A 22,801-nucleotide genomic window follows, 5' to 3' on the forward strand; every position below is an offset into this window, starting at 1 on the left:
AGAAGATTAGACAATTTAGATCGATAAATCTCATTCATCATCGAAAATCAACATAACATACATTTGTATTTCATGAGATTAACTTCTGAATGTAGAAAATACTTATACGTTCATATATACATAAAGTGGAGGAATTCAAAAAGCGCTTAATGCACAAGATTATCAAATCCATACCGAACTTTATCACTCTGCTTCGTATACTGTTCATACCAGTTTTAGTAATGTCATTTTACATACCTGGAACAATAGGATGTTACACTGCTACTGCGATATTCATATTCGTCAGTATTACAGACTTAGTAGATGGTTACTTAGCGCGTACGCTAAAATCTCAAAGTAACTTCGGCAGAGTATTCGATCCAGTAGCGGATAAAATGTTGATCGCGGCTGTTTTATTAATGATAGCAGAGCAAAAAATAGTGCCTACACCACTAATAGTGATAATACTATGTCGAGAGATGTTTGTATCAGGTATGAGAGAGTACTTAGCAGTGATGCACGTTGAAATATCTGTCAAACTACTCGGGAAAGTAAAGACTTGTGTACAGATGGTAGCTATAACATTTCTATTGCTTTCTAGGGAACACTTAGTGAGAGAAGAAGTTAGTATCGCAATTGGATTTGATGTATATTTTGCCGGAGAATACTTGATGTGGAGTGCGGCATTTCTGACGTTAATTTCAGGACTCGCATATCTAATGGAAGGGATGAAAAAACTGAATGAATATAATAATATTAAGTAGCAACTTCGCGCCGTCTGATGAGAGTAGTATTCGCCATTGCAAAGGGATATTGATCACTCATGGACAAGGATGTATGAAACTCTTCTGTAAATTTAGTACTGCTACTCCAAAACGGCGCTCCTCTTTCGTTTTGTAAAATCTCCATATCTTTAAATTTCAAGTGAACGCAGATGCCACAACCTAAAGCTTTTGAATATGACTCTTTCGCTGCAAATCTTTTTGCAATATAGCTTGCAATATCTATTATTACATTTCGACCGCTCAGTTCGTCAGAATCTATTGTAAATATGAAACCTTTTCTTACATATTTCTGATATTTATTGAAAAAGCATTCTATCTCTTTCTTCGTGAAAATCCTATTGAGAAACTTCATACCATTCTCAGAAATTATCCTCTCCACTCTGTGTATATTCACTATATCCACCCCTACTCCTATATATGAAGGTAAAAATGACACGTCTGTCATCGCCCTGTGCGAATGAAAGTTCTAATACGGTTTATTATTATGGCTTCTTCATTGACTTTTGCAATAGCGATGTGAGTTTTGCTATTATCAGATGAAATTAAAGTTGAATTCTTTTCATTCGTCGAATCGTCCAATGAAAGTCCAAAAATAGACAATGCATCTATAATTCTTTTTCTTATATAAAATGAATTTTCACCAACGCCTCCGGAAAAAGTTAATACATCTACTCCTCCTAAAACTGTGATAAGTCCAGCAATCTCTTTTACTATTTTATAAAGAAACACCTCTATCGCAAACTTAGCGCTTTCTGCATCGCTACTCAGAAGCTTCCTCATATCATTACTAATACCAGATATAGCTTTTAATCCTGATTCTTTATTCAGAATGTAGTGCATCTCAGTAGCAGAAATTTTGTACATCTCCTGTATAAGTAGCGGTATTGCAGGATCGACTTCTCCACATCTTGTACCCATCATACATCCTTCCACAGGCGTTGTGCCCATCGTTGTGTCAACACTTCTACCATCATTGATTGCACAAGCACTTACTCCACTACCAATATGAACAGCAACTATTCTAGAATGAACCTTATGAGGAAGTATATTAGAGATGCTTTCCATCACGCTTTCATAAGCAATACCATGAAAGCCATATTTTATCATGCCATCTTTAGTATACTGCTGTGGTATACCATATACCCTTCTATGCATAGGGATCGTTCTGTGAAATCCAGTATCAAAGTACGCATATTGCAGTATATTAGAATGCTTTAACTTCTCCATATTTTCTAATACATATGGCTGATGTAAAGGGCCAAATTTTACAAGATTTTTGATTTTTTGCAGCACTTCGGTATCGACAGATAATAAATCGTACATTTCGGTGCCTCCATGCAACACTCTATGACCTATTGCGATAAGCCTTGCATTATAATGTTCTTTTATATATTCAACGCAAAAATTTATTGCTTCTGTACCATTCTTAATCTCTACATCGCGTACAGATTTATCGTCTTTTACTAAACATACAGCACTGTTTAGCAGAAAATCTACATGTATTACTACATCCGTTCCTTTACCTTTATCCAGTGGGCTCGCTGTAACTTTTAAACTGGAAGAACCACCATTAGCGACAAGAATGTAATCTACCATTATCAAAACAAAAATGACGTATAAAACTATTATAGCGAAATTTATTTTTATATGTCACTTTCTTTTAATTTCTTTAATAAAAGTTCATTAATCTTAGTAGGATTTCCTTTTCCTTTAGATTTTTGCATCACTTTTCCAACAAAATATCCAAACAACTTTTCTTCACCGTTTCGATATCTATTTACTTCATTTTTGTTTTCTTCAAGCATAACGTCAATCATCTGCGTAAGCTCTTCCTCATCAGAAACTTGACTAAGATCCATCGCATCAACTACATAAGATGGTTCTTTACGATAGTACTGAGAATTAATATCGCATATTTCATTTACTACATTCTTTGCAGCACTGAATGAAATCATACCCCTCTCTATCATTATACATAACTCCGACAACATTTTCGCAGTTAAGCCTAATTCTTTCGTGGAGATTTTATACTTTTCAATAATTCTAAATAACTCACACGTGACAATATTTGCAATACTTTGTGAAAGATGAATATGCTCCGATATTGCTTCGTCAAAATACTTCGCGATAGATGGCTCAGAAGCTATGATTGCAGCTTCAGCTTCTCTTATTTTCAATTGCGTAACATATCTCACCATCTTTTCCATAGGAAGTTCTGGAATAGTCATTTTTATCTTTTCTATAATCTCTTCCCTTATATATATCGGCATTAAATCCGGATCTTTGATATATCTGTAATCCGCTACATCTTCCTTAGAACGAATTGGTACTGTCACTCCGTTAAACAGCATCGTTTCATTTGATATCACTCCTCCGTTTTGAATAATCTCGATCTGCCTTCCAGCTTCATAATCAATCGCATCAGCTATACTTTTAGTAGAGTTCAAATTTTTTATCTCAACTCTCGTACCATACTTTTCATCTCCTTTCTTTCTCACGGAAATATTCACATCACAACGCATATCTCCGTTTTCCATGTTACCATTACAAACTTCAGTACATATTAGAATTGCTCTGAGATTTTTAAAACATTCTACTGCCTCCTTTTTAGATCTTATATCAGGCTTTGTAACAATCTCTATAAGCGCTGTACCACATCTATTAAAATCTACATATGTAGTAGAATCTCCATGTACGCATTTAGCCGCATCTTGCTCAATGTGAAGCTCATTTACTGCAATGTCTTTCTTCACACCATCTACAACAATGCTAATTTTCCCTCCTGTAACTATTTGAACGGATTGAGTAATTTGATACCCCTGCGGTAAATCAGGATAAAAGTAATGCTTTCTATCCCATGATGAAATAGTACTAACCTTTCCGTTTAGCGCCAGTCCTGCCTTTATAGCTTGCTGAATGCAATCAAAGTTTGGTATCGGTAATACGCCTGGAAGCGCTATATCATGCCAGCTTGTATTACTATTCGGCGCAACATTGGTACTACTCTCTGAAGCAGAAACAGAATCTGAAAAAAGCTTCTGCTTCGATATCAGTTGCGCATGTACTTCAAGCCCTATAACCAATTCCCAGTCACCGTACTGAAATTCTATCATCTTTGCAATAATTCTACATTTTATATATAAGTAGTGAGTAGTGTTAAGTACAAATTCTACAAAATCAATGATTTACGATACAAATTGGATCAAAAGTAAGCTACCACATAGATATCCTTTTCTATTAGTGGATAGAATTTTAGAGATTTCTGAGAACAGTATAAGAGGATTGAAAAATTTTACTGTTAATGAATATTTCTTCTCTGGACACTTTCCTGAAAAAGCGATAGTACCTGGAGTACTTTTGGTAGAGGCAATGGCACAAGTCGCAGGAATACTGATATCTCATAAAAGTAATGATACTGAAAATCTAGGTTTCTTGGTAAATATAGAAAATGCCACATTTAAACAAATGGTTACACCTGGCGATTCAGTTGTATTAGAAGCGACAGTTGATAGATGTAGAGGTAATTTTTGGAAATTTCACTGCTTTGCAAAGATTGAGAAGGATGACGTAGCATCTGCAAAAATCGCTCTCATGATGAGTAAAGCGCAATAATATCAAGATTTAGTACAACTATATATTGCGCATATATTATTCATTACCTCACATTTTACGTCGCATCCACCGCATCTTGCTAAAGTATCTAACATCCATTCTTTTGCTATAAAGTTCGTTATGCTATCAGCAAGATAACGGTAAGCATCATAATTATTCGCAAAGACTTTACCTAATACTGGTATGATATAACGCAAATAATGCTCATAAGTAGCCATCAAGACAGAAGATTTTTCATATCGCGGATTGAGAAATTCCATAAAGAGGATTTTACCTCCACTTTTTACTACTTTGAAGGAATTTGATACAGTATCTGCAAAATTACTACTATTTCTTAAACCAAATGCATTTGAATAGAAGTCAAACTGTTCATCAACATTTAAATCGGTAGAATCTCCTAATTGCCACTTCATACGCTCTAATAAGCGCATCTCATCAGAATCCAACACATCTGCAAGCCCTTTCTTCAGCATATCTTGATTATTATCAATCACCAGCACTCTCTCTCCTCCTTTTCTTAAGAATCTCTTAGCTATATCTCCTGTGCCTCCTGCAACATCGATGAGAGTTTTTCCCCTTACATCGGTAAAGCACGCGATGAATTTTCTACGCCACAATCGATGAATACCAAGTGACATGATATCATTCATCACAGAATATCTATCACTCACATCGCTGAAGACTTTCTTTACAAAGCTTTCCATCGTTTTAACGAATCATTCTTTATTATACCTCATTACAACGGAGTAACGTACGCAATAAGTACCGTTCAGTTCAGCATATTGAGGCATACAGCTTTTGCAAATATATTTTTTTTTGTTACGATGTGATGGTGTTCAGCTCACTGCTTTATATGTCACTAAACTTAGATGCTAAAAACTCTCTCTTGATATCTGCCGTAATGGTAGGCACGTTCATGATATGCGAGTTCATTGCGAGTTCAATATCCGGTTCATTGATGTTGCTTGCTGATGCGACACATATGCTGACAGATTTATGCTCTCTTCTGATATCACTTATTTCTGAAAAAATATCGTTAAGATCAGCAGATCAGTATAGAACGTTCGGATATAGCAGAATTAAGGTAATAGCAGCTTTTGCAAACGGAATAATATTAATATGCTTAGCCGTTGCCATAATAAAGGAAGCAATATATGAAGTCATAACGCAAAAAAACGTCGAATATCTTGACGTTTCACTAATGATTACTACATCAACAATAGGATTATCAGTCAATTGCTTTATATTTTTCATCCTTAAGAGAGCTAGCACTTTTAATTTAAATATAAAGGGCGCACTTTTTCATGTATTAGGAGATTTACTATCGTCGATAGCTGCTATTATAGGAGGATTACTGATATATTATACAAAAAATCCTATTTTTGATGCGGTAATCTCCATTGTGCTATCGATTAATATCACTGTCATGACTATAGGGTTGTTAAAGGAATCGCTTCACATATTACTTGAAGGGAGGCCACAGCATGTACAGAATGAATGCGTAACAAATTCACTAATAAAGCACTTTCACTTAGTTGACGTTCATCATTTGCATATGTGGATGCTAAATGAAAATTATGTAATGTGCACAATGCATATTGTATTACCCTCCTCCGCGCAAGAAACTTTTTTAGAAACAAAGCAAAATATAGTAACGGACGTGAAGGCATTTTTATTAAAACATCACAAAATACAACATGCAACTATTGAATTAGAATTGCAAGGGGAGAAATGTTCAGATACCGATGTTAGCTAATTACCATGAAAATAACATACGATCTTCCAAGTATAAAAGGAGAATATAAGTTTGATTTTGATTGTAGTAAAATATCATGGCTTCGCGTTGGAGGACGTGCTGATGTGCTATTCTCTCCATATGATGAGGAAGATTTACAACATTTTCTTCAACAAATATGCGGCAAAATACCAATTACAATCATAGGCTTAGCTTCAAATATCTTAATAAGGGATAAAGGTATTAGAGGAGTAACAATAAGACTAGGGAAGAGATTTCGAGAAGTAACAATGGATGATAGTACTGTCACTGTTGGATGTGCAGCTTCAGGTCTACAGCTTGCAAATTTCGGATTAGAAAATTCGATAGCAGATTTCGAATTTTTCTCAGGTATACCAGGCACTATCGGAGGCATGCTCGTCATGAATGCTGGCGCATTTGGAAATGATGTCTCAAAAATGCTAAAATCAGCTACATGTCTTAACTTAATGGGACAGAAAAAAGTGATAAACGTAGAAGAATTTGGCTATTCTTACAGAAGCAACTCTTTAAAAGAACAACATATCTTTGTCAAAGCATTATTTCATCGCAAACACGGCGCATATGAAGAGATTGCAAGAAAGATACAAGAAATCGGAAATACAAGAAAAATAACACAACCAAGCGCAAGAACTGCAGGTTCAACGTTTAAAAATCCAACAAATCATAAAGCGTGGGCTTTAATCAAAGCATGCAATACTCAGATGAGAGTTGGTAACGCGTACTTCTCTTCCCTACATTCAAATTTTATCGTCACAGAAGATGGCGCAACTGCGACAGATGTAGAAGCGCTGATATCACTTGCAAAAAATGCGGTAAAAGATAAATTCAACATAATGCTAAAAGAAGAAATAGTTATATTAGGTGAAGAATAATCACTGACTTGTGACGAAAGTACTCTTGCATTATCATTCTTGTAAAAACTCTTGTATCACATGTATATCATCTTTTCTCGAGTATTTCGCGTTCTGCCACATCTTTTAGCATTATTGTTCGGAGTTTTAATAACTTCTTATGTTTATGCATCGATAGATAATGATATCGACGTGTCATTTGAGAAAAAAGATGACTATATAGAGATTTCCTTTGATTCGAGTTTGCAATCCATTGCGCTATTTTCTCATCATAAAAGCGGTATCGGAAAAAATTTCGAGATTACTCTAGATAAAAGTAAAAGCTATAACGTAGATGCGATAGAAGTAACATGGCCTACTCCTCAGCATTCAACAAAACACATAAACGACATCGTCATTCCATACTCATACTACACACTTCCGCTAAAAATCAAAATCAAATGTCATAAACTCAATCATTCAATATATGAATATGATACAGCTCTTGAATTGCGGTACTCGTTTTGCACAAATGACATATGTAAAATAGAAAAACACGCAATCGTTATAGAACATCGAAGAAATGCTGATTTAATTACAGTAATATTCATATGCATTGGTGCTTTTATAAGCGGGCTCTTACTCAATTGCATGCCATGCGTACTACCAGTAATTTCAATCAAGATATCATCTCTCTTTAAGTATTCATCATACAGCAAAAAAGCACTTGCGCTTCATATAACAGCAATATCATGCGGAGTACTAACGGTATTTGCAAGCATCGGTATAATGACAATATTTCTAAAGTATTGCGGACTTTCTTTTGGATGGGGGATGCATTTTCAATCTCCAATATTCGTAATATTTCTCGCTCTGATAATGATGTACTTCGCAAATAAATCTCTTAATCAGAATAGCTATATTATGATACCACCATTCATCAATAGCATAGTTAATAAATTCTCCGCTTTGAAAAATGAGTATTTCTTAAGTTTTTCATTCGGCCTAAGTACCACATTATTGGCAATTCCCTGCGCAGGACCGCTTCTTGCTCCAGCCATAGCATTCTCTATGAGTCAAGGATATATCTTTATAATAGCAATTCACGTAATCGTCGGCTTAGGAGTAGCTTCTCCATACGTTATACTGCTGTGCTTCTCGAGACTCGTGAAGTTCATACCTAGAAGCAGTATTGTATCGGAAGGTATAATTCTGTTTTTGACACTTCCTATTATAATAACTTACTGTTGGTTACTCTACATATTAGCGCGGCAAGTAAGCTATATATCGTACTCGATTATAATGTGCTCGATGTTGCTGCTACAAATATCACTTGCGAGAAAAACAATATATAAAATAGCAAGGATAATAAAAATCAAATACACGCAATATCAGAAACAGGAAAAATATAAGATACTGTACTACGCCATCTGGGTCACGCTACCAGTATCACGAGGTTGGCTTCATGTATCACACTCAATTATGAAGGGGATAATGTTGATATTACCCCTAGCATGCGTGCTTCATTGCGCAATTAGTAATCATATAATAATTGGTCTCAGTAAAAACGATATAGAATTACAAATACAGGAAAAGCAGCAAAACTATCAATCCATACTTGTGAATGTCACAGCAGATTGGTGTATTACCTGTAAAATCAACAAAATAGCAATCGATGAATTTATGAAGAAATACAGTAGTACTATAGGATTGGTAGAACTGGATTATACGAATAAATCAGAAGGAATTTCGCACTACTTAGCAGAACATCATAGTAATGGTATACCATTGACTGTACTATATAGAAAAAACGGAACAAAGCTAATACTACCAACTATCATTACGGATAAAATTTTATTAAAAATTATAAAGGAAAATTGATTTCGGGTGAAAAATCGCTTACAATCCATAAAAGGAATTGCAAGAATGAAAGATGAGAAACAGTATAGGAAATGAAACTTTTCAAGCAGCCTTGGAACAAGCGATAGGCAACAACAAAGGATACATTGAAGCTGATGAGCTCTTAAAGGCAATAGAGCAATATAATAGTAAAAAACAAATAACAGTAAACGTAAATAAGGATTTCCATACTGTTATTGACGCACTCCATGCACAAAATAGTGGAAATTATATAAGAGTAGAAGATGTGACTAATCTACTTGAGGGGCGAAAAATAGAAAAGCCAACAACACTTACTCAGGATGAGCTAACGCAAATGCTGCAATTAAATGAAGGTTTATTGAAAAATCTAGAAGAAATAGAAAAGGAAAATAAAACTCATCTAGAGACTATTACGCAATTAGAGAGTGCAAACAGTGATTTAACTACAAAAATACAATTTCAAGAGCGAAAGGATGATCTCGCTGCTAAAGCGCTAAACGACATAGGAGACTTTGCATCTCGGCTCAATGAAAAGCTTCTAATACAACATAGTAACAAAGCAACGCTTTCCGAGCAATTGCAAACTGCTTTCAACAAGTTAGAAAATTCACATCAACAAGAAAAGAACCTAGCTGAGGCACTTCTTAAGAAGAAAGAAGATGAATTTCAAAACAAAATCAAAGCTCTTGAAGGGAAAATATCAGATCAAGAGACATTATTGAGCTTCACTAAAAGAAATAATGAAACAGCAAAAACGCAAGAGAAGAGTACGCCTCCTACACGGCAATTTCAGAAAAACCTAGAAACAACGCCAAATCAAATACTTATAAAAAAAATCACAGAAAGCAAAGCAGAAATCGAACGATTACAGAAAGAACTTGATGATGCTAAGAATGCAATGCAAAGCTTAAAGAGAAATTCTCATTTACAAATTTCGACTTCAGATAAAGGAGTCAGTACCGAACTTTTTCAACATAACCTTGAACTTAAACAAGAAAAGGATAAAAGAATACTAGAAAATCAAAATCTCAATCGGCAATTGACAACCATTGAACAAATCAATGCTAAACTAAAAGAAGAAAATGCTAAACTCCAACAGGACAAGCAAAACGCTGAACAAAACGCATTGCTTCAATTAGCAAAGGAACAGACAAAAGATCTAGAATCTAAGAAGGCATTTTTAGATGACAAACAAAATATTCGGCAAATAAAGGATAATCTTAATCAACTGCAACATGATATCACCAAATTACAAGATGGCGATGCTAAAACAGAAAAAGAACAACTGCAAAAGCAATTTTCCGCTATTCGCACGCAACTTCTTACTGAACCTAAACAAGCAGAAGTAAGTGACAAAAAACTAGAAGTAAGTGACAAAGGACTGAAAGAGACTTTAGAAAAATCTAAGAAAAAACTCGCTACTGCTATAGAAAACTTCTTCACGGCTTACATTGCATTAGACTCAGATCAAAAACTAAAACTAGAGACGCAAGACGCGACGACTCATACTCAGCTAGACCAAGCTAAAAACCTAGAATTAGTAACGCAAACCATAAAAATGCAGCTAACACAACTCCTCAGCAGTAAACAGAACTTGAGCATTGCCCGACAGAAACTACAAAAAGCACAGCATGAATTCTCCACTGCTAAAGACGCTATAGAACAATCAAATATTACACAACAAAAGCAGAAAATCACAAACTCTGAGATGCTACCTAACGCCACTCAACAGAATACTACACAAGAGAATCAAGTAATAGAAAGTATTACACTGCTAGAACAGAAATGCACACAATCTGAGCAGCATACTACAGCACTCATTCAACTAGCAGAGGCCGTTACTACACTAGAAAAAGATGTTATTTCACTAGAAAAGAAAAAAGCAGCACTACAAGAGACCTTCTCTAAGGCTGAACAAGATTTCTCTGAAGCTAAGGCACGACTAGAAGAAGCTAACAAAGCACATCTACAAATAGATGGGCAAAGAATACGACAGGATCTCGAAAGAAGAAAAGAGAAAATGAAAAATAAATCTATAACATTGGAACAGCAACAAGTAGAAGAAAAGACAAAGAAGGAACTAGCAGAATCTGAAGAGAATGTTAAAAATGCACAAAATGAATTTCTCAAAGCTAAAAAACAACTTGATCTTGCGCAACAAGATACGAAAGAGGTAAAAATACAAGAAAGGAAATACGCAGAATCTCTACAAAAGCTCTCTACTAAAAAAAATCAATTAGAACTCTCCATTGCTAAAAATCAGCTTTCCATCGCTCAAGCACAAGCTAAAGAATCTCTACAAGAGACAATCAAAAATTATGAAGAGAAACTAGAAATCGCTAATAAAGAGACGAAAACACTACAACAGAATGCACAACAACTAAATCAGCAAATCCTAAACTATCAAAACCAACTCCAAGAATCTCAAAATAAAACCTCTGTACTACAAAAGGAAAGTCAAGAATATAAAGACAAACTAGAAATCGCTAATCAGCAACTCACAGAATCTGCTCAGAACCTAGCAAACGCTAATCAGCAAACCTCTGAACTACAAAACCAAATCAACTCCGCTGAACTACAAATCAAAGAATCTGCTCAGAACCTAGCAAACGCTAATCAGCAAACCGATGAACTACAAAAACAACTCAAAGAATCTGATAACAAGAAAAAACAACTAGAACAGCAAACCGATGAACTACAAAAGGAAATCCAAGAATCTCAAAACAAACTCAAAGAATCTGCTCAAAAACTAGAAATTGCTAATCAGCAAACCTCTGTACTACAAAACAAACTCAAAGATTATGAAGACAAACTAGAAATCGCTAATAAAGAGAAACTAAAAGTAGAAGAGAAGGCACAACAACTACAAATCCAAATCCAAGAATCTCAAAACAAACTCACCTCCGCTAATCAGCAAATCAAAGATTATAATGACAAACTAGAAATCGCTAATAAAGAGAAACTACAACTACAAAAGGAAATCCAAGAATCTCAAAACAAACTCAAAGAATCTGATAACAAGACAAAACAACTAGAACTAGATAAACAACAACTAGAACAGCAAACCGATGAACTACAAAAACAACTCAAAGAATCTGATAACAAGAAAAAACAACTAGAACAGCAAACCGATGAACTACAAAAGGAAATCCAAGAATATAAAAAACAAATCCAAAACTATCAAAACAAACTCCAAGAATCTGATAACAAGACAAAACAACTAGAGCGAGATAACCAAAAACTACAACAGAATACGAAACAACTACAAAAGAATCTCATAAAATCTCAAAAACAGCGTAAAGCTTCTCTTGAAAAAATCGACAATTCTTTGCAGAACAGACTACGTCTAATGATAGAGCAGCTACAATCATTGACATCTAGTTTAGAAGAAGCAGAACGGAAAAAAAAGACAGGAAAGAGCGGCTTACCTCTTCGTAAAGTAAACAATATTCTGCAGAGTATGCAGCAAGATCCCTCTAGAATAGCAGCGCAAAGCGGCATTTTACAATCGACTCAGAAGGAGCGGCAGCCTTCTTCTCTACACAAGCAATAAAATCTTTCAAATCTCTCTAAAAAACTTATTACGCATATCATTTCTATCAAACAATGCGAAAAAATTATCTGTAGTAATTTTACCTATTTCTTCTATCGTCACTCCGCGCAAAATAGCAATTTTTTTCGCTATCTCTACAACATTTCGTGGAAAATTCGTTTTACCACGATAAGGTACTGGAGCGAGATACGGAGAATCTGTCTCAATAAGCACTTTATCCATAGGTATTTTAGAAGCGCATTCTCGTATTATGTCGGCACCGTTAAAGGTGATAATTCCTGAAAATGATATATAAAATCCTAAGTCAATATACGATACAGCCATATCATATGTGCCAGTAAAACAATGAATCACTCCTCTTACTCGTCCCTTAAACTTTTGAAGCGTTCTCAACATCTCATCATGAGCATCTCTCTGATGTATGACAACTGGTAAATTGCGCATCGTAGATACTTCTAACTGATACTCGAACGCTTCTATCTGTCTTACTTTATTGACATTCGGCAAATGAAAATCCAATCCTATTTCTCCTATACCTATCATTTTATGATGAGATACATACTCTTCGAAAGAGCATGTCGTTATATCACTATCATCAACATTTAGAGGATGAACTCCTACCGTATAGAATACGCAGTCATTCGCTAGTGCAACGCTATGCAGCTCTTTCCACTCACTTCTTTTAGTAGAAATTGTATTCAAAAGAAACACTCCAGCACGATTAGCCTCTTCTATTATAGATGCGCGATCTGCAAGCGCATTAAGATTTAGATGACAATGAGAATCAACGAACACACGCGGATACATGATTCACCGATTATTAATCCTCTACACGTAATCCCATTGATCTTGCCGTACCTTCGACTACTTTCATTGCAGCTTCTAAATTATCTACGCCTATATCTTCCATCTTTATAGTAGCAACTCTCTGTACTGCTTCTCTCGTAATCTTGATGAATTCATCACGTCCAGGAGATTTTGCACCACTTTCAAGCTTCGCTTCTTCTTTGAGTAAGAAAGACACCGGAGGCTGTTTTATTTCAAATTTGAAGGAGCGATCAGAATAAGCTTGAATCATCACAGGTATAGGAGTTCCCTTTTTCATACCTGAAGTTCTATCATTGAACTCCTTACAAAAGGCAGCTATGTTAAGCCCTTTTTGACCAAGTGCAGGACCTATAGGAGGAGAAGGAGTAGCTGCTGCCGCAGGCACCACCAACTTTATCGTCCCTACTAACACCACATTTTTACTACCTTTCATATCAAGATAAGATAACTATTAACAAAAAGACGTATTACTTACGTAGATAATTATTTTCAGCTCTGATACGTGCTGCTTTTCCTCTCAAATTTCTGAGATAGTACAACTTCGCACGTCTCACACGCCCTACTCTCACTACCTCTATCTTTGTTACTATCGGAGAGTGAAGTAAAAACACTCTCTCAATTCCTTCATCATCTACCACTTTTCTCACTCTAAAAGTTGATGAAAAACCATTATTATGACGTGCTATACAAATGCCTTGAACTATCTGTATACGCTCATTATTACCATCTTTAATTCTAACGTGCACCTTCAATGTGTCACCGCTTTTGAAACTAGGATGTTGTTCTGATGCTGCTTTCTTTTTTTCAACATAACTCTCAAGCAAGTTCATAGCGGTAATATATGATCACAAGATAGCGTGAGTATAATGAAAGCTATTACCAAAGTAAATCTCAATTATTAAACTGATCTATGACTTACATGAATTCATATCTCATAATCAAAAAGTTGAATACGCTCTCTCCACGCAATACTGCGCTTGCATCAGGCATTTGAAACTCGATATGCACTCTTGAATTTTGAACATTCTGAACATTTCCAAGTACATCTTTCTCATAAGATGCAAATTCAATAATACAGCCGGACGGTACATCGTTATACGGCAAAAACATCACTTGTGTAATGTTAATTGTTCTACTCTTTGAATTGCCATAAAGTAATATCGGACTATCTGAATTCTCACTTGGCTCAATAGTACTTCTATAATCATCAGCCACCATCTCTGATGACATGGCAAGTATTTTTTGAATCACGTTCTCTCTCGATTTCTCATTTATTAAAAGTGGAGTATACGTTTCTCTCAGCACTACATAGTACTGTAACATATACTCAGCGATAGAGGCGTTAACGTCGTACTGTACATTTAATGGTCTTACTTTTTTCACAGTAATACCCGCATTTTCATTGTATAGTACAAATGATCGCTTTTTAACCTGCGCTCCATTCAAGTATGTAGAGAAATTTAATATAAGTGTAATAGTAGCGAGAATCAGCACTATTAAGAGGAATACAAAATCTCTATAATGCGATAGATATTTTGTAAAATACCAGCATCGCACATCGTCAAAATATTGTTGTAGATCCATTTTATCTGTACTGTTATTCATGACGATAAGTATACGTACATAATCCAAGATTAATTAGAATTTACGCAAATAGAAATGTCAAAAGTAAAAGAACATGAAATTGAAAACTCAATCAGAAAGATATTAGAATATATAGGAGAAAACCCTGATAGAGAAGGACTATCAGAAACTCCGAAAAGAGTAGTTAAGGCATTTAAAGAGTACTTCAGCGGATATAATCAAAATCACCACGAAATACTTGGAAAAACTTTCACAGAAACTGCTGGATATAGCGATATGATAGCACTCACAAATCTCAGAGTGCAATCTCATTGCGAACATCATATTGCGCCAATAACAGGACAAGCAATTGTTGCATATATTCCAAAAAATGCAGTAGTAGGCATTAGTAAAATTTCTAGACTTGTATCAATGTATTCTCACAGACTTCAATTGCAAGAAAGACTTACAAAACAAATACTTGATGCAATAGATGAAGTACTGACACCATATGGCACAGCGGTATATATATCAGCATCTCACTCATGTCTTTCCAAAAGAGGGATATGCGATGATGAAGCAATGGTTCAAACATTTGCTTTTAGTGGAGATTTCCTAAATTCACAACTCGACTATAAACAAAGATTTATCGCACTAACTCAACGCGTTTAATCGGTATATCATACGTATTAACGTAGTATCTCCATATTTTTTTTGTTTTACATCACGTATTTTTGCACGGCAGTTTGCTAACATCTCTATTATTGCTGATGTTGCGCTTGATGGTATTTCATAAAATATCATCCCCTCTTCTCTCATAAAGCTGAAACTACGCAATAACATAAGCATGCATTCAATAGCATTTATTGAGTGCTCGTATGGAGGATCAAAGTATAATACATCATATGTTTTTCGAAGATTTGGAATGATATTTTGAAAATCTCCTCTTATTACTTCGATAGAATTACCGAACTCTGCATATGCTTTTATGAATCTCTCAACATTTTTCAGTATTTGAGAATAAACTCTTCCATCCATTTCTATCATAGTAACAGCATCAATGCCATTTGATAACGCTTCAAAAGAGCATGCGCCAGTACCTGCGCAAACATCAAGGAAATTGCTATCTTTGAGTACTATGCCACTGTTGTGTAAAATATTAAACACCGCTTCTTTTACAATACTTTTTGTAGGCTTATATCCTGAAATATTTTGAGTAACGGAGGTAGTAAAGGGAAAGTCTTTGCATTTACCGGATAGAATTTTCATTTTTAATACATGAGTAAAAAAGTTGACTATTATATAAATGGCATGTAGACAGTTATATTGTACATATGCTTGACAGCCTTATATGTTCATCACTACTAGAACGCAATACGCAGTAATAGCTTTACTGGAATTACAAAATAATGAAGGAAGATACATCACGTTATCGAGTATTGCAAATAAGCATTCTATCGAGCTTTCGTATCTCGAGGTAATATGTGCAAAATTAAGAAGAAATGGTATTCTTAAAGCTGCTAAAGGGCCAGGTGGTGGATATTCTCTTGTAAAGCCTGCAAATCAAATTTCACTTTTATCAGTACTTACGGCTGCCGGAGAGAAAATAAAGCTTACAAGATGTAAAGGAAAACATGGATGTATGAAAAATAATCAAAAGTGCGAAACGCACGAGTTATGGACTAGTATGGAAAGGCACATCAAGGATTATCTTCATTCTATAAATCTACCTTCCCTTAAGAGTGGTTCAGGATGTAATTTTATGCGCAGAATTATTTCTCAATATAGCAATGATATACCTTGATCATAATGCCACTACACATCTTGACGAAGATGTATTAGCTTTCTTAAGAGAAATAGAAGGAGAACCGCAAAATGCATCCTCTATACACTCTTATGGTGAACGTGCAAAGCGAGCACTAGATTCTGCAAGAGTTAGCGTATTGGACACACTCGGATGTGATAAGAAATTATATAATGTAGCTTTCACTTCTTCCGGCACAGAGGCAAATAATATCGTAATTAATAGCTGGATAAGCAACGACTACAGCATACTTACACCTGCTACTGAACATAAATCCATTTTAGAATCGGTAAAACGTTCACAGAAATACGAAATAATAAATGTTCACTCTAATGGCACGTTGGATTTTTCAAATTTAGAAAAATCGATTATCGAACTGAAGCGGCGTAATAATAAGGTCGCAATATCGGTGATGTACGCTAATAATGAAACGGGCGTTATTCATCCACTTAAGGAAATATATGCACTTAGCCAAAAGCACGAGTGCATACTACATACCGATATATCGCAAGCATTAGGAAAGATGCATCTTTCCTTTCACGAGATAAAATCGGATTACATTACATTTAGCGGACATAAGATAGGCGCAATGACAGGTACAGGATGTTTGCTATTCAAAAATCATGTGCCAATAGAAAAAATGATGTACGGTGGCGAACAAGAATATGGCATAAGGCCAAGTACTCAGAATTCAGTTGGAATTGCCACCATCGAAATAGCACTACGAAACACGTCTCAAAAGATCCAACAAATGGACACTACTATCAGAATTCTAAGAGATAAAATTGAAAAAGAGTTGTTAGAATATAGTATTTCTTCTGACACTAATAAGCTCTTCTTTATAGGAAATGAAGTAGAGAGAATACCAAATACGTCATGTATAGGTATAAAAGGAGTAGATGCAAACACTCAAGCTATAATACTTGATATGATGAAATGTGCAGTAGGAATAGGTGCGGCCTGTTCTTCTGGAATAACTGAAGCTTCTCACGTTTTACTTGCGATGGGGTATTCATCAGAAGAAGCAAGTAACGCTATCAGAATTAGTCTCGGCAGAAAAAATACCGATGACGAAATAGAGGCATTTCTCAATGCATGGAAAAACATGTATTCAAAAGTCACTAAAAAATGAATTTACGATCACTACAATGACAGCAAAAAAAATATATATGGATTATCAAGCAACTACACCTACAGATCCTAGAGTATTGCAAGCGATGCTTCCGTTCTTCTCAGAGAAATTCGGCAATCCTCATTCTCGCAGTCACGCATTTGGCTGGGAATCTGAAAGTGCTGTAGAAGATGCACGCTCAATAATAGCAAACGCTATTAATGCATCTCACGACGAGATTATCTTTACTTCTGGTGCTACTGAATCCAATAACATCGCATTAAAGGGAGTAGCACGATTTTATAGTAAAAACTTCAATAAGAATCACATTATTACACCAGTTACCGAACATAAATGCATTCTGGACTCTTGTAGAACTCTGGAAGATGAAGGCATTGAAGTCACTTACTTACCAGTAGAAAACGATGGAATGCTAAATCTTGATACCTTGAAAAAAGCTATTAAAGCTAACACTGCATTAGTATCGGTGATGATGGTAAATAATGAAATAGGAGTAATACAGCAAATAAAGTCAATAGGTGAGATTTGCAGAGAAAGAGGCGTAATATTTCACACTGATGCGGCACAAGCATTTTGTAAAATACCAATAGACGTGAGAGACATGTGTATCGATATGCTAAGCATCTCTGGGCATAAAATATACGGCCCTAAAGGAGTAGGTGCTCTTTTCGTAGGTAAGCATCCAACACGAGTAAGATTACAGCCTATGATGAGTGGAGGTGGACAAGAAAGAGGAATGCGCTCAGGAACGTTACCTACCCCTCTTATAGTAGGCTTAGGAGAAGCTACTAAATGCAGCATACAAGATATGCAAAAAGACTATGCGCATGTTTCCCTTCTTGGAAAGCAATTTATACAAGAAATGCTAAAAATACCACATGTGATATTAAATGGCAGCCTTGATGCGCGTTACCCTGGCTGCATCAATCTCAGCTTTGCATATGTAGAAGGTGAATCTTTAATACTCGCACTAAAAGACATTGCAGTTTCTTCAGGGTCTGCATGTACATCAAATTCTCTTGAGCCATCTTATGTTGTGCAAGCTTTAGGAGGAGATAAGGATTTAGCACATTCTTCAATAAGATTCGGATTCGGTAGATTTACTACACAAGAAGAAGTTGATATCACAATACGATCCGTGAAAAATGCCGTCTCTAAACTAAGAGAAATGAGTCCATTATGGGATATGGTACAAGACGGTGTAGATCTTTCTTCGATAAATTGGAAGAGTGATCATTGAAAAATACGTACACCTTCATCATTTTATAACAAATATTCTTTAAACAATGGCATATAATAGCAAAATCATCGATCATTACGATAATCCACGTAATGTAGGCTCATTTTCAAAAGACGAAAAGAACGTTGGTACTGGATTAGTAGGTGCACCATCTTGCGGAGATGTAATGAAATTACAGATTAAAGTTGATCCGCAAAGTAATACAATACAAGAAGCAAAATTTAAGACATTTGGCTGTGGTTCTGCAATTGCCGCAAGTTCATATGCTACGGAATTATTGAAAGGTAAGACAATAGATGAAGCTTTAAATATTAAAAACGAAGATATATTAGAAGAACTATCTTTACCACCTGTCAAAATTCATTGTTCCGTACTTGCAGAAGAAGCAATTAAAAGTGCAATCCAAGACTGGAAAGAAAAGCATTCCACTGAATAATTGTATCTTTCATAAAGATGATTAATATCGCATCATAATATGTATTAATTCAAATATTATGTTTGGTAATAACGAGAAGTTAAATATAGAAAATAGAGACGGAAAGCATTTAAAGGTAACGGAAATATTTCATACTATTCAAGGAGAAGGACCTAACGCGGGGAGAGTGGCGATATTTATCAGATTAAGCGGATGTAATTTAGCATGCTCTTTCTGCGATACGCAATTTGATAAATATGTACAACTCGCAATTCAGGATATCTTAGAGAAAGTCCTAGAAGAGAAGACAAAAATGTACTCTGATACAGAGATACAACTCAATACACACAGGATTCTTGCAGTAATTACAGGAGGAGAACCATTTAGGCAGAATATCGGCATTTTATGCCAACTTTTAGAAGAGAATGGTTTTGAAGTTCAAATCGAAACAAATGGTACGTTATACTTTGAAGTGCCGCATAATACCACAATAGTATGCTCTCCAAAAATAGTAAATAACACGTATTTCCCTATAAGACATGATGTACTGCAGAAAACAATTGCCTTAAAGTTTATCATTTCTTCTCATTTAGAAGGATATGGTGATATTCAAGAAGTGGGACAACAAACATTCAACATTCCTGTATATGTGCAGCCAATGGATGAATATGATCAAGAAAAAAACAGTAAAAATATTGATCAAGCTATCAAAGTTGCAATAAAGCATAATGCAATTATTTCGATGCAATTGCATAAGATAATGAATATTCGGTAATCAATTATTTTCTTGAAAATACCCTTTCATAGCATAGATATATTCATAATTAATATATGTACCTAAGCAATGAAACAGGAAAAGTTCACAAATAAAGCTTTAGAGGCATTCAGAGAGGCACAATCTAAAGCTTTAAATTCCAATCATCAAACTCTTACTCCGGAGCACATAACATATGGACTATTACAGCATGATAATAATGTAATATCCGCAATACTTGCTTCATCAAATATCACAAAGGAAGAATTACTTCAAAAAACAGAGGAAAATTTGCACAAATTACCAGTTGTGATAGATACAAATCACAGTCTTAATATGTCAAATGCACTAGCAAAGGTAGTAGCAAAAGCAGAAGGGATTGCGAAAGAACATAATGATGCTTTTATTACAAGTGAGGTATTATTCATAGCACTTGCATGTACTCATGGTACCGTCGTTTCCGATACTCAAATAAATGAAAATAATGCAATCGCAATTCTCAAATCTTATCGAACCTCGAGAAAAGTTACTTCTCAAAATGCAGAAGATATAATGGATGCAATTAAAAAATATACCGTAGATCTTACAGATAAAGCACGTGAAGGTAAATTAGATCCTGTAATAGGTCGAGATGAAGAAATAAGACGTACAATCCAAATCCTTGCACGTAAAAGCAAAAACAACCCTGTCCTTATAGGAGAACCTGGAGTTGGAAAAACAGCTATCGTAGATGGATTAGCGCAGAGAATCATCGCAAAAGACGTGCCAGAAAGTCTACATCACGTTTCAGTAAAAGTACTAGACTTAGGCGCTTTAATAGCAGGCGCAAAATTTAGAGGAGAGTTTGAAGAGAGATTAAAAACCGTACTTACAGAAGTATCAGAAATAGGCAATATCATACTATTCATAGATGAAATGCATACGCTGGTCGGCGCAGGGGCAGCTGAAGGCGCTATGGACGCTTCAAATCTGTTAAAACCAGCACTTGCAAGAGGAGAACTACACTGCATCGGCGCAACAACTCTTGTAGAGTATAGAAAGTATATAGAAAAAGACGCAGCACTTGCTAGAAGATTTCAGCCAATACATTTATCTCCATGCACGGTAGAAGAAACCATATCAATTCTCAGAGGAATAAAGGAAAAATATGAAGCACATCACGGTATTCATATATCTGATAATGCTATAATTAGTGCTGCAAAATTATCCGATAGATACATAAATTCACGCTTCCTTCCAGATAAAGCGATAGATCTTATAGATGAGGCGGCAAGTCATATTAGAATGCAAGTTGAAAGCAAACCAACAGCATTGGAAGACGTCGAAAGAAAAGTAATGCAAATGCAAATTGAAAAAGCAGCTCTGATGAAGGAACAGAACGAACAGGTAGCAGAACGTCTTGAAAAAATAGATAAAACTCTCGAAGAATTGCAACAGCAATGCGCTGCTATCTCATCTACTTGGAATAACGAAAAGAAATATCTAGAAGAAAGAAAATTACTTAAAGAACAGTTAGAAAAAGCAAAAATCTCCATGGAAAAAGCAGAAAGAGATGGAGATTTTACAAAAGCAGGAGAACTTAAATACGATACTATACCATCCATAGAAGCAAAAATAACAGAATTCTCAAATAAGAAAAGTACGATCTTAAAAGAAGCAGTAGATGAATTCGAGATAGCTTCTATTATCTCAAAATGGACCGGTATACCTGTGAATTCTTTAATTGAAACGGAAAAACAAAAACTTTTAGGAATGAAAGAACATATATCAGAATTCGTAATAGGACAAGAAAAAGCAGTAGAAGCGATCAGTAATGCTGTAATACTCTCAAGAACTGGATTATCTGAATCAAATAAGCCTATTGGCGTATTTCTATTTCTAGGTCCTACAGGAGTAGGAAAAACAGAATTAGCAAAAGCTTTAGCTTTATTTTTATTCGATGACGAAAGAGCATTACTACGCATAGACATGTCCGAATATATGGAAAAACATTCTATTTCGAGATTAATAGGAGCGCCTCCAGGGTATGTAGGATATGATGAAGGTGGCCTTTTAACTGAATCAATACGTCGAAGACCGTATCAAGTTATATTATTTGATGAGATCGAAAAAGCGCATCATGATATCTTTAACATATTTCTACAAATCACCGATGATGGAAGAATAACTGATTCACAAGGTAGAACTATTGATTGCAGAAATACTATAATCATCATGACATCGAATATTGGTTCAGAATTTATACTATCTGAATCAATGAACAGTACGGAAATAGAAAATGCCGTATATGAAAACATGAAAAACTTCTTCAAGCCGGAATTCATTAATAGAATAGATAAAACAATAATGTTTCACAGATTAACATTAGATGACGTCGTGAAGATTGCTAAATTACAACTGAAAAATTTCTCTAAAGTACTACATGATAAAGCACTCGGTTTTGAAGTAAGTGAAGAAGCTATCTCGTGGATTGCACACAATGGATACGATAACGTATATGGCGCTCGTCCTTTAAAAAGGCTAATACAAACAGAGATCAAACAAAAAGTAGCAAATTTGATGCTAAACGAAAGCATTTCTGAAGGTAATACAATTTTCGTAGATTGCGTTAACAACTGCATCACAGTAACAGTAAAGGCATGAAGTAC

At 35.2% G+C, this 22,801-nt stretch carries 22 protein-coding genes; 13 read left to right on the forward strand and 9 right to left on the reverse strand.

The window, feature by feature from the left end; all coding sequences use genetic code 11:
* Window positions 1-149 precede the first annotated feature (149 nt).
* Entirely contained in the window at window positions 150-743 is a 594-nt protein-coding gene (gene pgsA / locus Fsol_RS02260) for a CDP-diacylglycerol--glycerol-3-phosphate 3-phosphatidyltransferase (RefSeq protein ID WP_108673277.1), read from the forward strand.
* On the opposite strand, the gene Fsol_RS02265 is transcribed toward pgsA, so the two are convergent.
* The 3 genes from Fsol_RS02265 to gatB are packed head-to-tail and all read right to left on the reverse strand — an operon-like array spanning window position 736 to window position 3,877.
* On the reverse strand, window positions 736-1,209 hold the full coding sequence (locus Fsol_RS02265) for a holo-ACP synthase (protein ID WP_108673278.1): 474 nt from the start codon (window positions 1,207-1,209) through the stop codon (window positions 736-738). The genes pgsA and Fsol_RS02265 overlap by 8 nt on opposite strands.
* Window positions 1,206-2,360, reverse strand: coding sequence for an acetate/propionate family kinase (locus Fsol_RS02270; RefSeq protein ID WP_108673279.1), 1,155 nt, complete (start codon window positions 2,358-2,360; stop codon window positions 1,206-1,208). The genes Fsol_RS02265 and Fsol_RS02270 overlap by 4 nt, the downstream gene beginning before the upstream one ends.
* A gap of 47 nt (window positions 2,361-2,407) precedes the next feature.
* Window positions 2,408-3,877 carry an Asp-tRNA(Asn)/Glu-tRNA(Gln) amidotransferase subunit GatB gene (gene gatB / locus Fsol_RS02275; RefSeq protein WP_108673280.1) on the reverse strand — a complete coding sequence of 490 codons (1,470 nt, stop codon included), beginning with the start codon at window positions 3,875-3,877 and terminating at the stop codon, window positions 2,408-2,410.
* Window positions 3,878-3,944: 67 nt separating this feature from the next.
* On the opposite strand from gatB, the gene fabZ reads away from it, so the two are divergent.
* Window positions 3,945-4,376 (forward strand): 3-hydroxyacyl-ACP dehydratase FabZ, encoded by a 432-nt coding sequence (fabZ, locus tag Fsol_RS02280; protein WP_108673562.1) that lies wholly within the window; start codon window positions 3,945-3,947, stop codon window positions 4,374-4,376.
* Between the two features lie 2 nt (window positions 4,377-4,378).
* Here fabZ and Fsol_RS02285 read toward each other — a convergent pair whose 3' ends face one another.
* Window positions 4,379-5,080 (reverse strand): ubiquinone/menaquinone biosynthesis methyltransferase, encoded by a 702-nt coding sequence (locus Fsol_RS02285; protein WP_108673281.1) that lies wholly within the window; start codon window positions 5,078-5,080, stop codon window positions 4,379-4,381.
* A gap of 149 nt (window positions 5,081-5,229) precedes the next feature.
* Here Fsol_RS02285 and Fsol_RS02290 point away from each other — a divergent pair, with 149 nt between their 5' ends.
* The 4 genes from Fsol_RS02290 (at window position 5,230) to Fsol_RS02305 (ending at window position 12,417) form a co-directional block, all read left to right on the forward strand.
* Window positions 5,230-6,132, forward strand: coding sequence for a cation diffusion facilitator family transporter (locus Fsol_RS02290; RefSeq protein ID WP_158521621.1), 903 nt, complete (start codon window positions 5,230-5,232; stop codon window positions 6,130-6,132).
* Window positions 6,133-6,137: 5 nt separating this feature from the next.
* Complete coding sequence (gene murB / locus Fsol_RS02295) at window positions 6,138-7,025, forward strand: UDP-N-acetylmuramate dehydrogenase (RefSeq protein WP_108673283.1); 888 nt, start codon at window positions 6,138-6,140, stop codon at window positions 7,023-7,025.
* 171 nt (window positions 7,026-7,196) lie between these two features.
* Window positions 7,197-8,864, forward strand: a complete 1,668-nt coding sequence (locus Fsol_RS02300) for a protein-disulfide reductase DsbD family protein (RefSeq protein ID WP_158521622.1) — start codon at window positions 7,197-7,199, stop codon at window positions 8,862-8,864.
* 52 nt (window positions 8,865-8,916) lie between these two features.
* Window positions 8,917-12,417, forward strand: a complete 3,501-nt coding sequence (locus tag Fsol_RS02305; protein WP_108673285.1) for a hypothetical protein — start codon at window positions 8,917-8,919, stop codon at window positions 12,415-12,417.
* Window positions 12,418-12,423: 6 nt separating this feature from the next.
* Here the strand turns inward: Fsol_RS02305 and Fsol_RS02310 are convergent, their stop codons facing one another.
* The 4 genes from Fsol_RS02310 to Fsol_RS02325 form a co-directional block, all read right to left on the reverse strand.
* Entirely contained in the window at window positions 12,424-13,224 is an 801-nt protein-coding gene (locus tag Fsol_RS02310) for a TatD family hydrolase (RefSeq protein ID WP_108673286.1), read from the reverse strand.
* Between the two features lie 13 nt (window positions 13,225-13,237).
* A complete protein-coding gene (gene rplK, locus Fsol_RS02315) occupies window positions 13,238-13,678 on the reverse strand; it encodes a 50S ribosomal protein L11 (RefSeq protein ID WP_108673287.1) in 441 nt (146 codons plus the stop codon).
* 34 nt (window positions 13,679-13,712) lie between these two features.
* The gene (rplS, locus tag Fsol_RS02320; RefSeq protein ID WP_108673288.1) at window positions 13,713-14,075 is read right to left on the reverse strand and encodes a 50S ribosomal protein L19; all 363 of its coding nucleotides are present in this window, start codon (window positions 14,073-14,075) and stop codon (window positions 13,713-13,715) included.
* Window positions 14,076-14,160: 85 nt separating this feature from the next.
* Window positions 14,161-14,850, reverse strand: coding sequence for a VirB8/TrbF family protein (locus Fsol_RS02325; protein WP_108673289.1), 690 nt, complete (start codon window positions 14,848-14,850; stop codon window positions 14,161-14,163).
* A 54-nt stretch (window positions 14,851-14,904) separates the two neighbouring features.
* Between Fsol_RS02325 and folE the strand changes: the two genes are divergently transcribed.
* Window positions 14,905-15,480: a GTP cyclohydrolase I FolE gene (folE, locus tag Fsol_RS02330; RefSeq protein ID WP_108673290.1), complete on the forward strand. Its 576-nt coding sequence runs from the start codon at window positions 14,905-14,907 to the stop codon at window positions 15,478-15,480.
* Here folE and Fsol_RS02335 read toward each other — a convergent pair.
* A complete protein-coding gene (locus Fsol_RS02335) occupies window positions 15,463-16,077 on the reverse strand; it encodes an RsmD family RNA methyltransferase (protein WP_108673291.1) in 615 nt (204 codons plus the stop codon). The genes folE and Fsol_RS02335 overlap by 18 nt on opposite strands.
* An 82-nt stretch (window positions 16,078-16,159) precedes the next feature.
* On the opposite strand from Fsol_RS02335, the gene Fsol_RS02340 reads away from it, so the two are divergent.
* From Fsol_RS02340 to Fsol_RS02365, 6 genes are all read left to right on the forward strand, one after another.
* Window positions 16,160-16,612 carry an Rrf2 family transcriptional regulator gene (locus Fsol_RS02340; RefSeq protein WP_108673292.1) on the forward strand — a complete coding sequence of 151 codons (453 nt, stop codon included), beginning with the start codon at window positions 16,160-16,162 and terminating at the stop codon, window positions 16,610-16,612.
* On the forward strand, window positions 16,599-17,744 hold the full coding sequence (locus tag Fsol_RS02345; protein ID WP_108673293.1) for a cysteine desulfurase family protein: 1,146 nt from the start codon (window positions 16,599-16,601) through the stop codon (window positions 17,742-17,744). The genes Fsol_RS02340 and Fsol_RS02345 overlap by 14 nt, the downstream gene beginning before the upstream one ends.
* 16 nt (window positions 17,745-17,760) lie before the next feature.
* Window positions 17,761-18,984 carry an IscS subfamily cysteine desulfurase gene (locus Fsol_RS02350; protein ID WP_233485208.1) on the forward strand — a complete coding sequence of 408 codons (1,224 nt, stop codon included), beginning with the start codon at window positions 17,761-17,763 and terminating at the stop codon, window positions 18,982-18,984.
* A gap of 46 nt (window positions 18,985-19,030) precedes the next feature.
* Window positions 19,031-19,420, forward strand: coding sequence for a Fe-S cluster assembly scaffold IscU (gene iscU, locus Fsol_RS02355; RefSeq protein ID WP_108673294.1), 390 nt, complete (start codon window positions 19,031-19,033; stop codon window positions 19,418-19,420).
* A 58-nt stretch (window positions 19,421-19,478) separates the two neighbouring features.
* A complete protein-coding gene (locus Fsol_RS02360) occupies window positions 19,479-20,174 on the forward strand; it encodes a 7-carboxy-7-deazaguanine synthase QueE (RefSeq protein ID WP_108673295.1) in 696 nt (231 codons plus the stop codon).
* A 69-nt stretch (window positions 20,175-20,243) separates the two neighbouring features.
* Window positions 20,244-22,796, forward strand: coding sequence for an ATP-dependent Clp protease ATP-binding subunit (locus tag Fsol_RS02365; protein ID WP_108673296.1), 2,553 nt, complete (start codon window positions 20,244-20,246; stop codon window positions 22,794-22,796).
* Window positions 22,797-22,801: the final 5 nt, after the last annotated feature.

This window comes from Candidatus Fokinia solitaria (genome assembly GCF_003072485.1).
Lineage (GTDB): Bacteria > Pseudomonadota > Alphaproteobacteria > Rickettsiales > Midichloriaceae > Fokinia > Fokinia solitaria.

What these genes read in the sequence shown, in the direction of transcription:
- pgsA (WP_108673277.1), top strand. Translation starts at nt 150, where the DNA reads ATGCACAAGATTATCAAATCCATACCGAACTTTATCACTCTGCTTCGT.
- Fsol_RS02265 (WP_108673278.1), bottom strand. Translation starts at nt 1,209, where the DNA reads ATGACAGACGTGTCATTTTTACCTTCATATATAGGAGTAGGGGTGGAT.
- Fsol_RS02270 (WP_108673279.1), bottom strand. Translation starts at nt 2,360, where the DNA reads ATGGTAGATTACATTCTTGTCGCTAATGGTGGTTCTTCCAGTTTAAAA.
- gatB (WP_108673280.1), bottom strand. Translation starts at nt 3,877, where the DNA reads ATGATAGAATTTCAGTACGGTGACTGGGAATTGGTTATAGGGCTTGAA.
- fabZ (WP_108673562.1), top strand. Translation starts at nt 3,945, where the DNA reads ATGATTTACGATACAAATTGGATCAAAAGTAAGCTACCACATAGATAT.
- Fsol_RS02285 (WP_108673281.1), bottom strand. Translation starts at nt 5,080, where the DNA reads ATGGAAAGCTTTGTAAAGAAAGTCTTCAGCGATGTGAGTGATAGATAT.
- Fsol_RS02290 (WP_158521621.1), top strand. Translation starts at nt 5,230, where the DNA reads ATGTCACTAAACTTAGATGCTAAAAACTCTCTCTTGATATCTGCCGTA.
- murB (WP_108673283.1), top strand. Translation starts at nt 6,138, where the DNA reads ATGAAAATAACATACGATCTTCCAAGTATAAAAGGAGAATATAAGTTT.
- Fsol_RS02305 (WP_108673285.1), top strand. Translation starts at nt 8,917, where the DNA reads ATGAGAAACAGTATAGGAAATGAAACTTTTCAAGCAGCCTTGGAACAA.
- Fsol_RS02310 (WP_108673286.1), bottom strand. Translation starts at nt 13,224, where the DNA reads ATGTATCCGCGTGTGTTCGTTGATTCTCATTGTCATCTAAATCTTAAT.
- rplK (WP_108673287.1), bottom strand. Translation starts at nt 13,678, where the DNA reads ATGAAAGGTAGTAAAAATGTGGTGTTAGTAGGGACGATAAAGTTGGTG.
- rplS (WP_108673288.1), bottom strand. Translation starts at nt 14,075, where the DNA reads ATGAACTTGCTTGAGAGTTATGTTGAAAAAAAGAAAGCAGCATCAGAA.
- Fsol_RS02325 (WP_108673289.1), bottom strand. Translation starts at nt 14,850, where the DNA reads ATGAATAACAGTACAGATAAAATGGATCTACAACAATATTTTGACGAT.
- folE (WP_108673290.1), top strand. Translation starts at nt 14,905, where the DNA reads ATGTCAAAAGTAAAAGAACATGAAATTGAAAACTCAATCAGAAAGATA.
- Fsol_RS02335 (WP_108673291.1), bottom strand. Translation starts at nt 16,077, where the DNA reads ATGAAAATTCTATCCGGTAAATGCAAAGACTTTCCCTTTACTACCTCC.
- Fsol_RS02340 (WP_108673292.1), top strand. Translation starts at nt 16,160, where the DNA reads ATGTTCATCACTACTAGAACGCAATACGCAGTAATAGCTTTACTGGAA.
- Fsol_RS02345 (WP_108673293.1), top strand. Translation starts at nt 16,599, where the DNA reads ATGATATACCTTGATCATAATGCCACTACACATCTTGACGAAGATGTA.
- Fsol_RS02350 (WP_233485208.1), top strand. Translation starts at nt 17,761, where the DNA reads ATGACAGCAAAAAAAATATATATGGATTATCAAGCAACTACACCTACA.
- iscU (WP_108673294.1), top strand. Translation starts at nt 19,031, where the DNA reads ATGGCATATAATAGCAAAATCATCGATCATTACGATAATCCACGTAAT.
- Fsol_RS02360 (WP_108673295.1), top strand. Translation starts at nt 19,479, where the DNA reads ATGTTTGGTAATAACGAGAAGTTAAATATAGAAAATAGAGACGGAAAG.
- Fsol_RS02365 (WP_108673296.1), top strand. Translation starts at nt 20,244, where the DNA reads ATGAAACAGGAAAAGTTCACAAATAAAGCTTTAGAGGCATTCAGAGAG.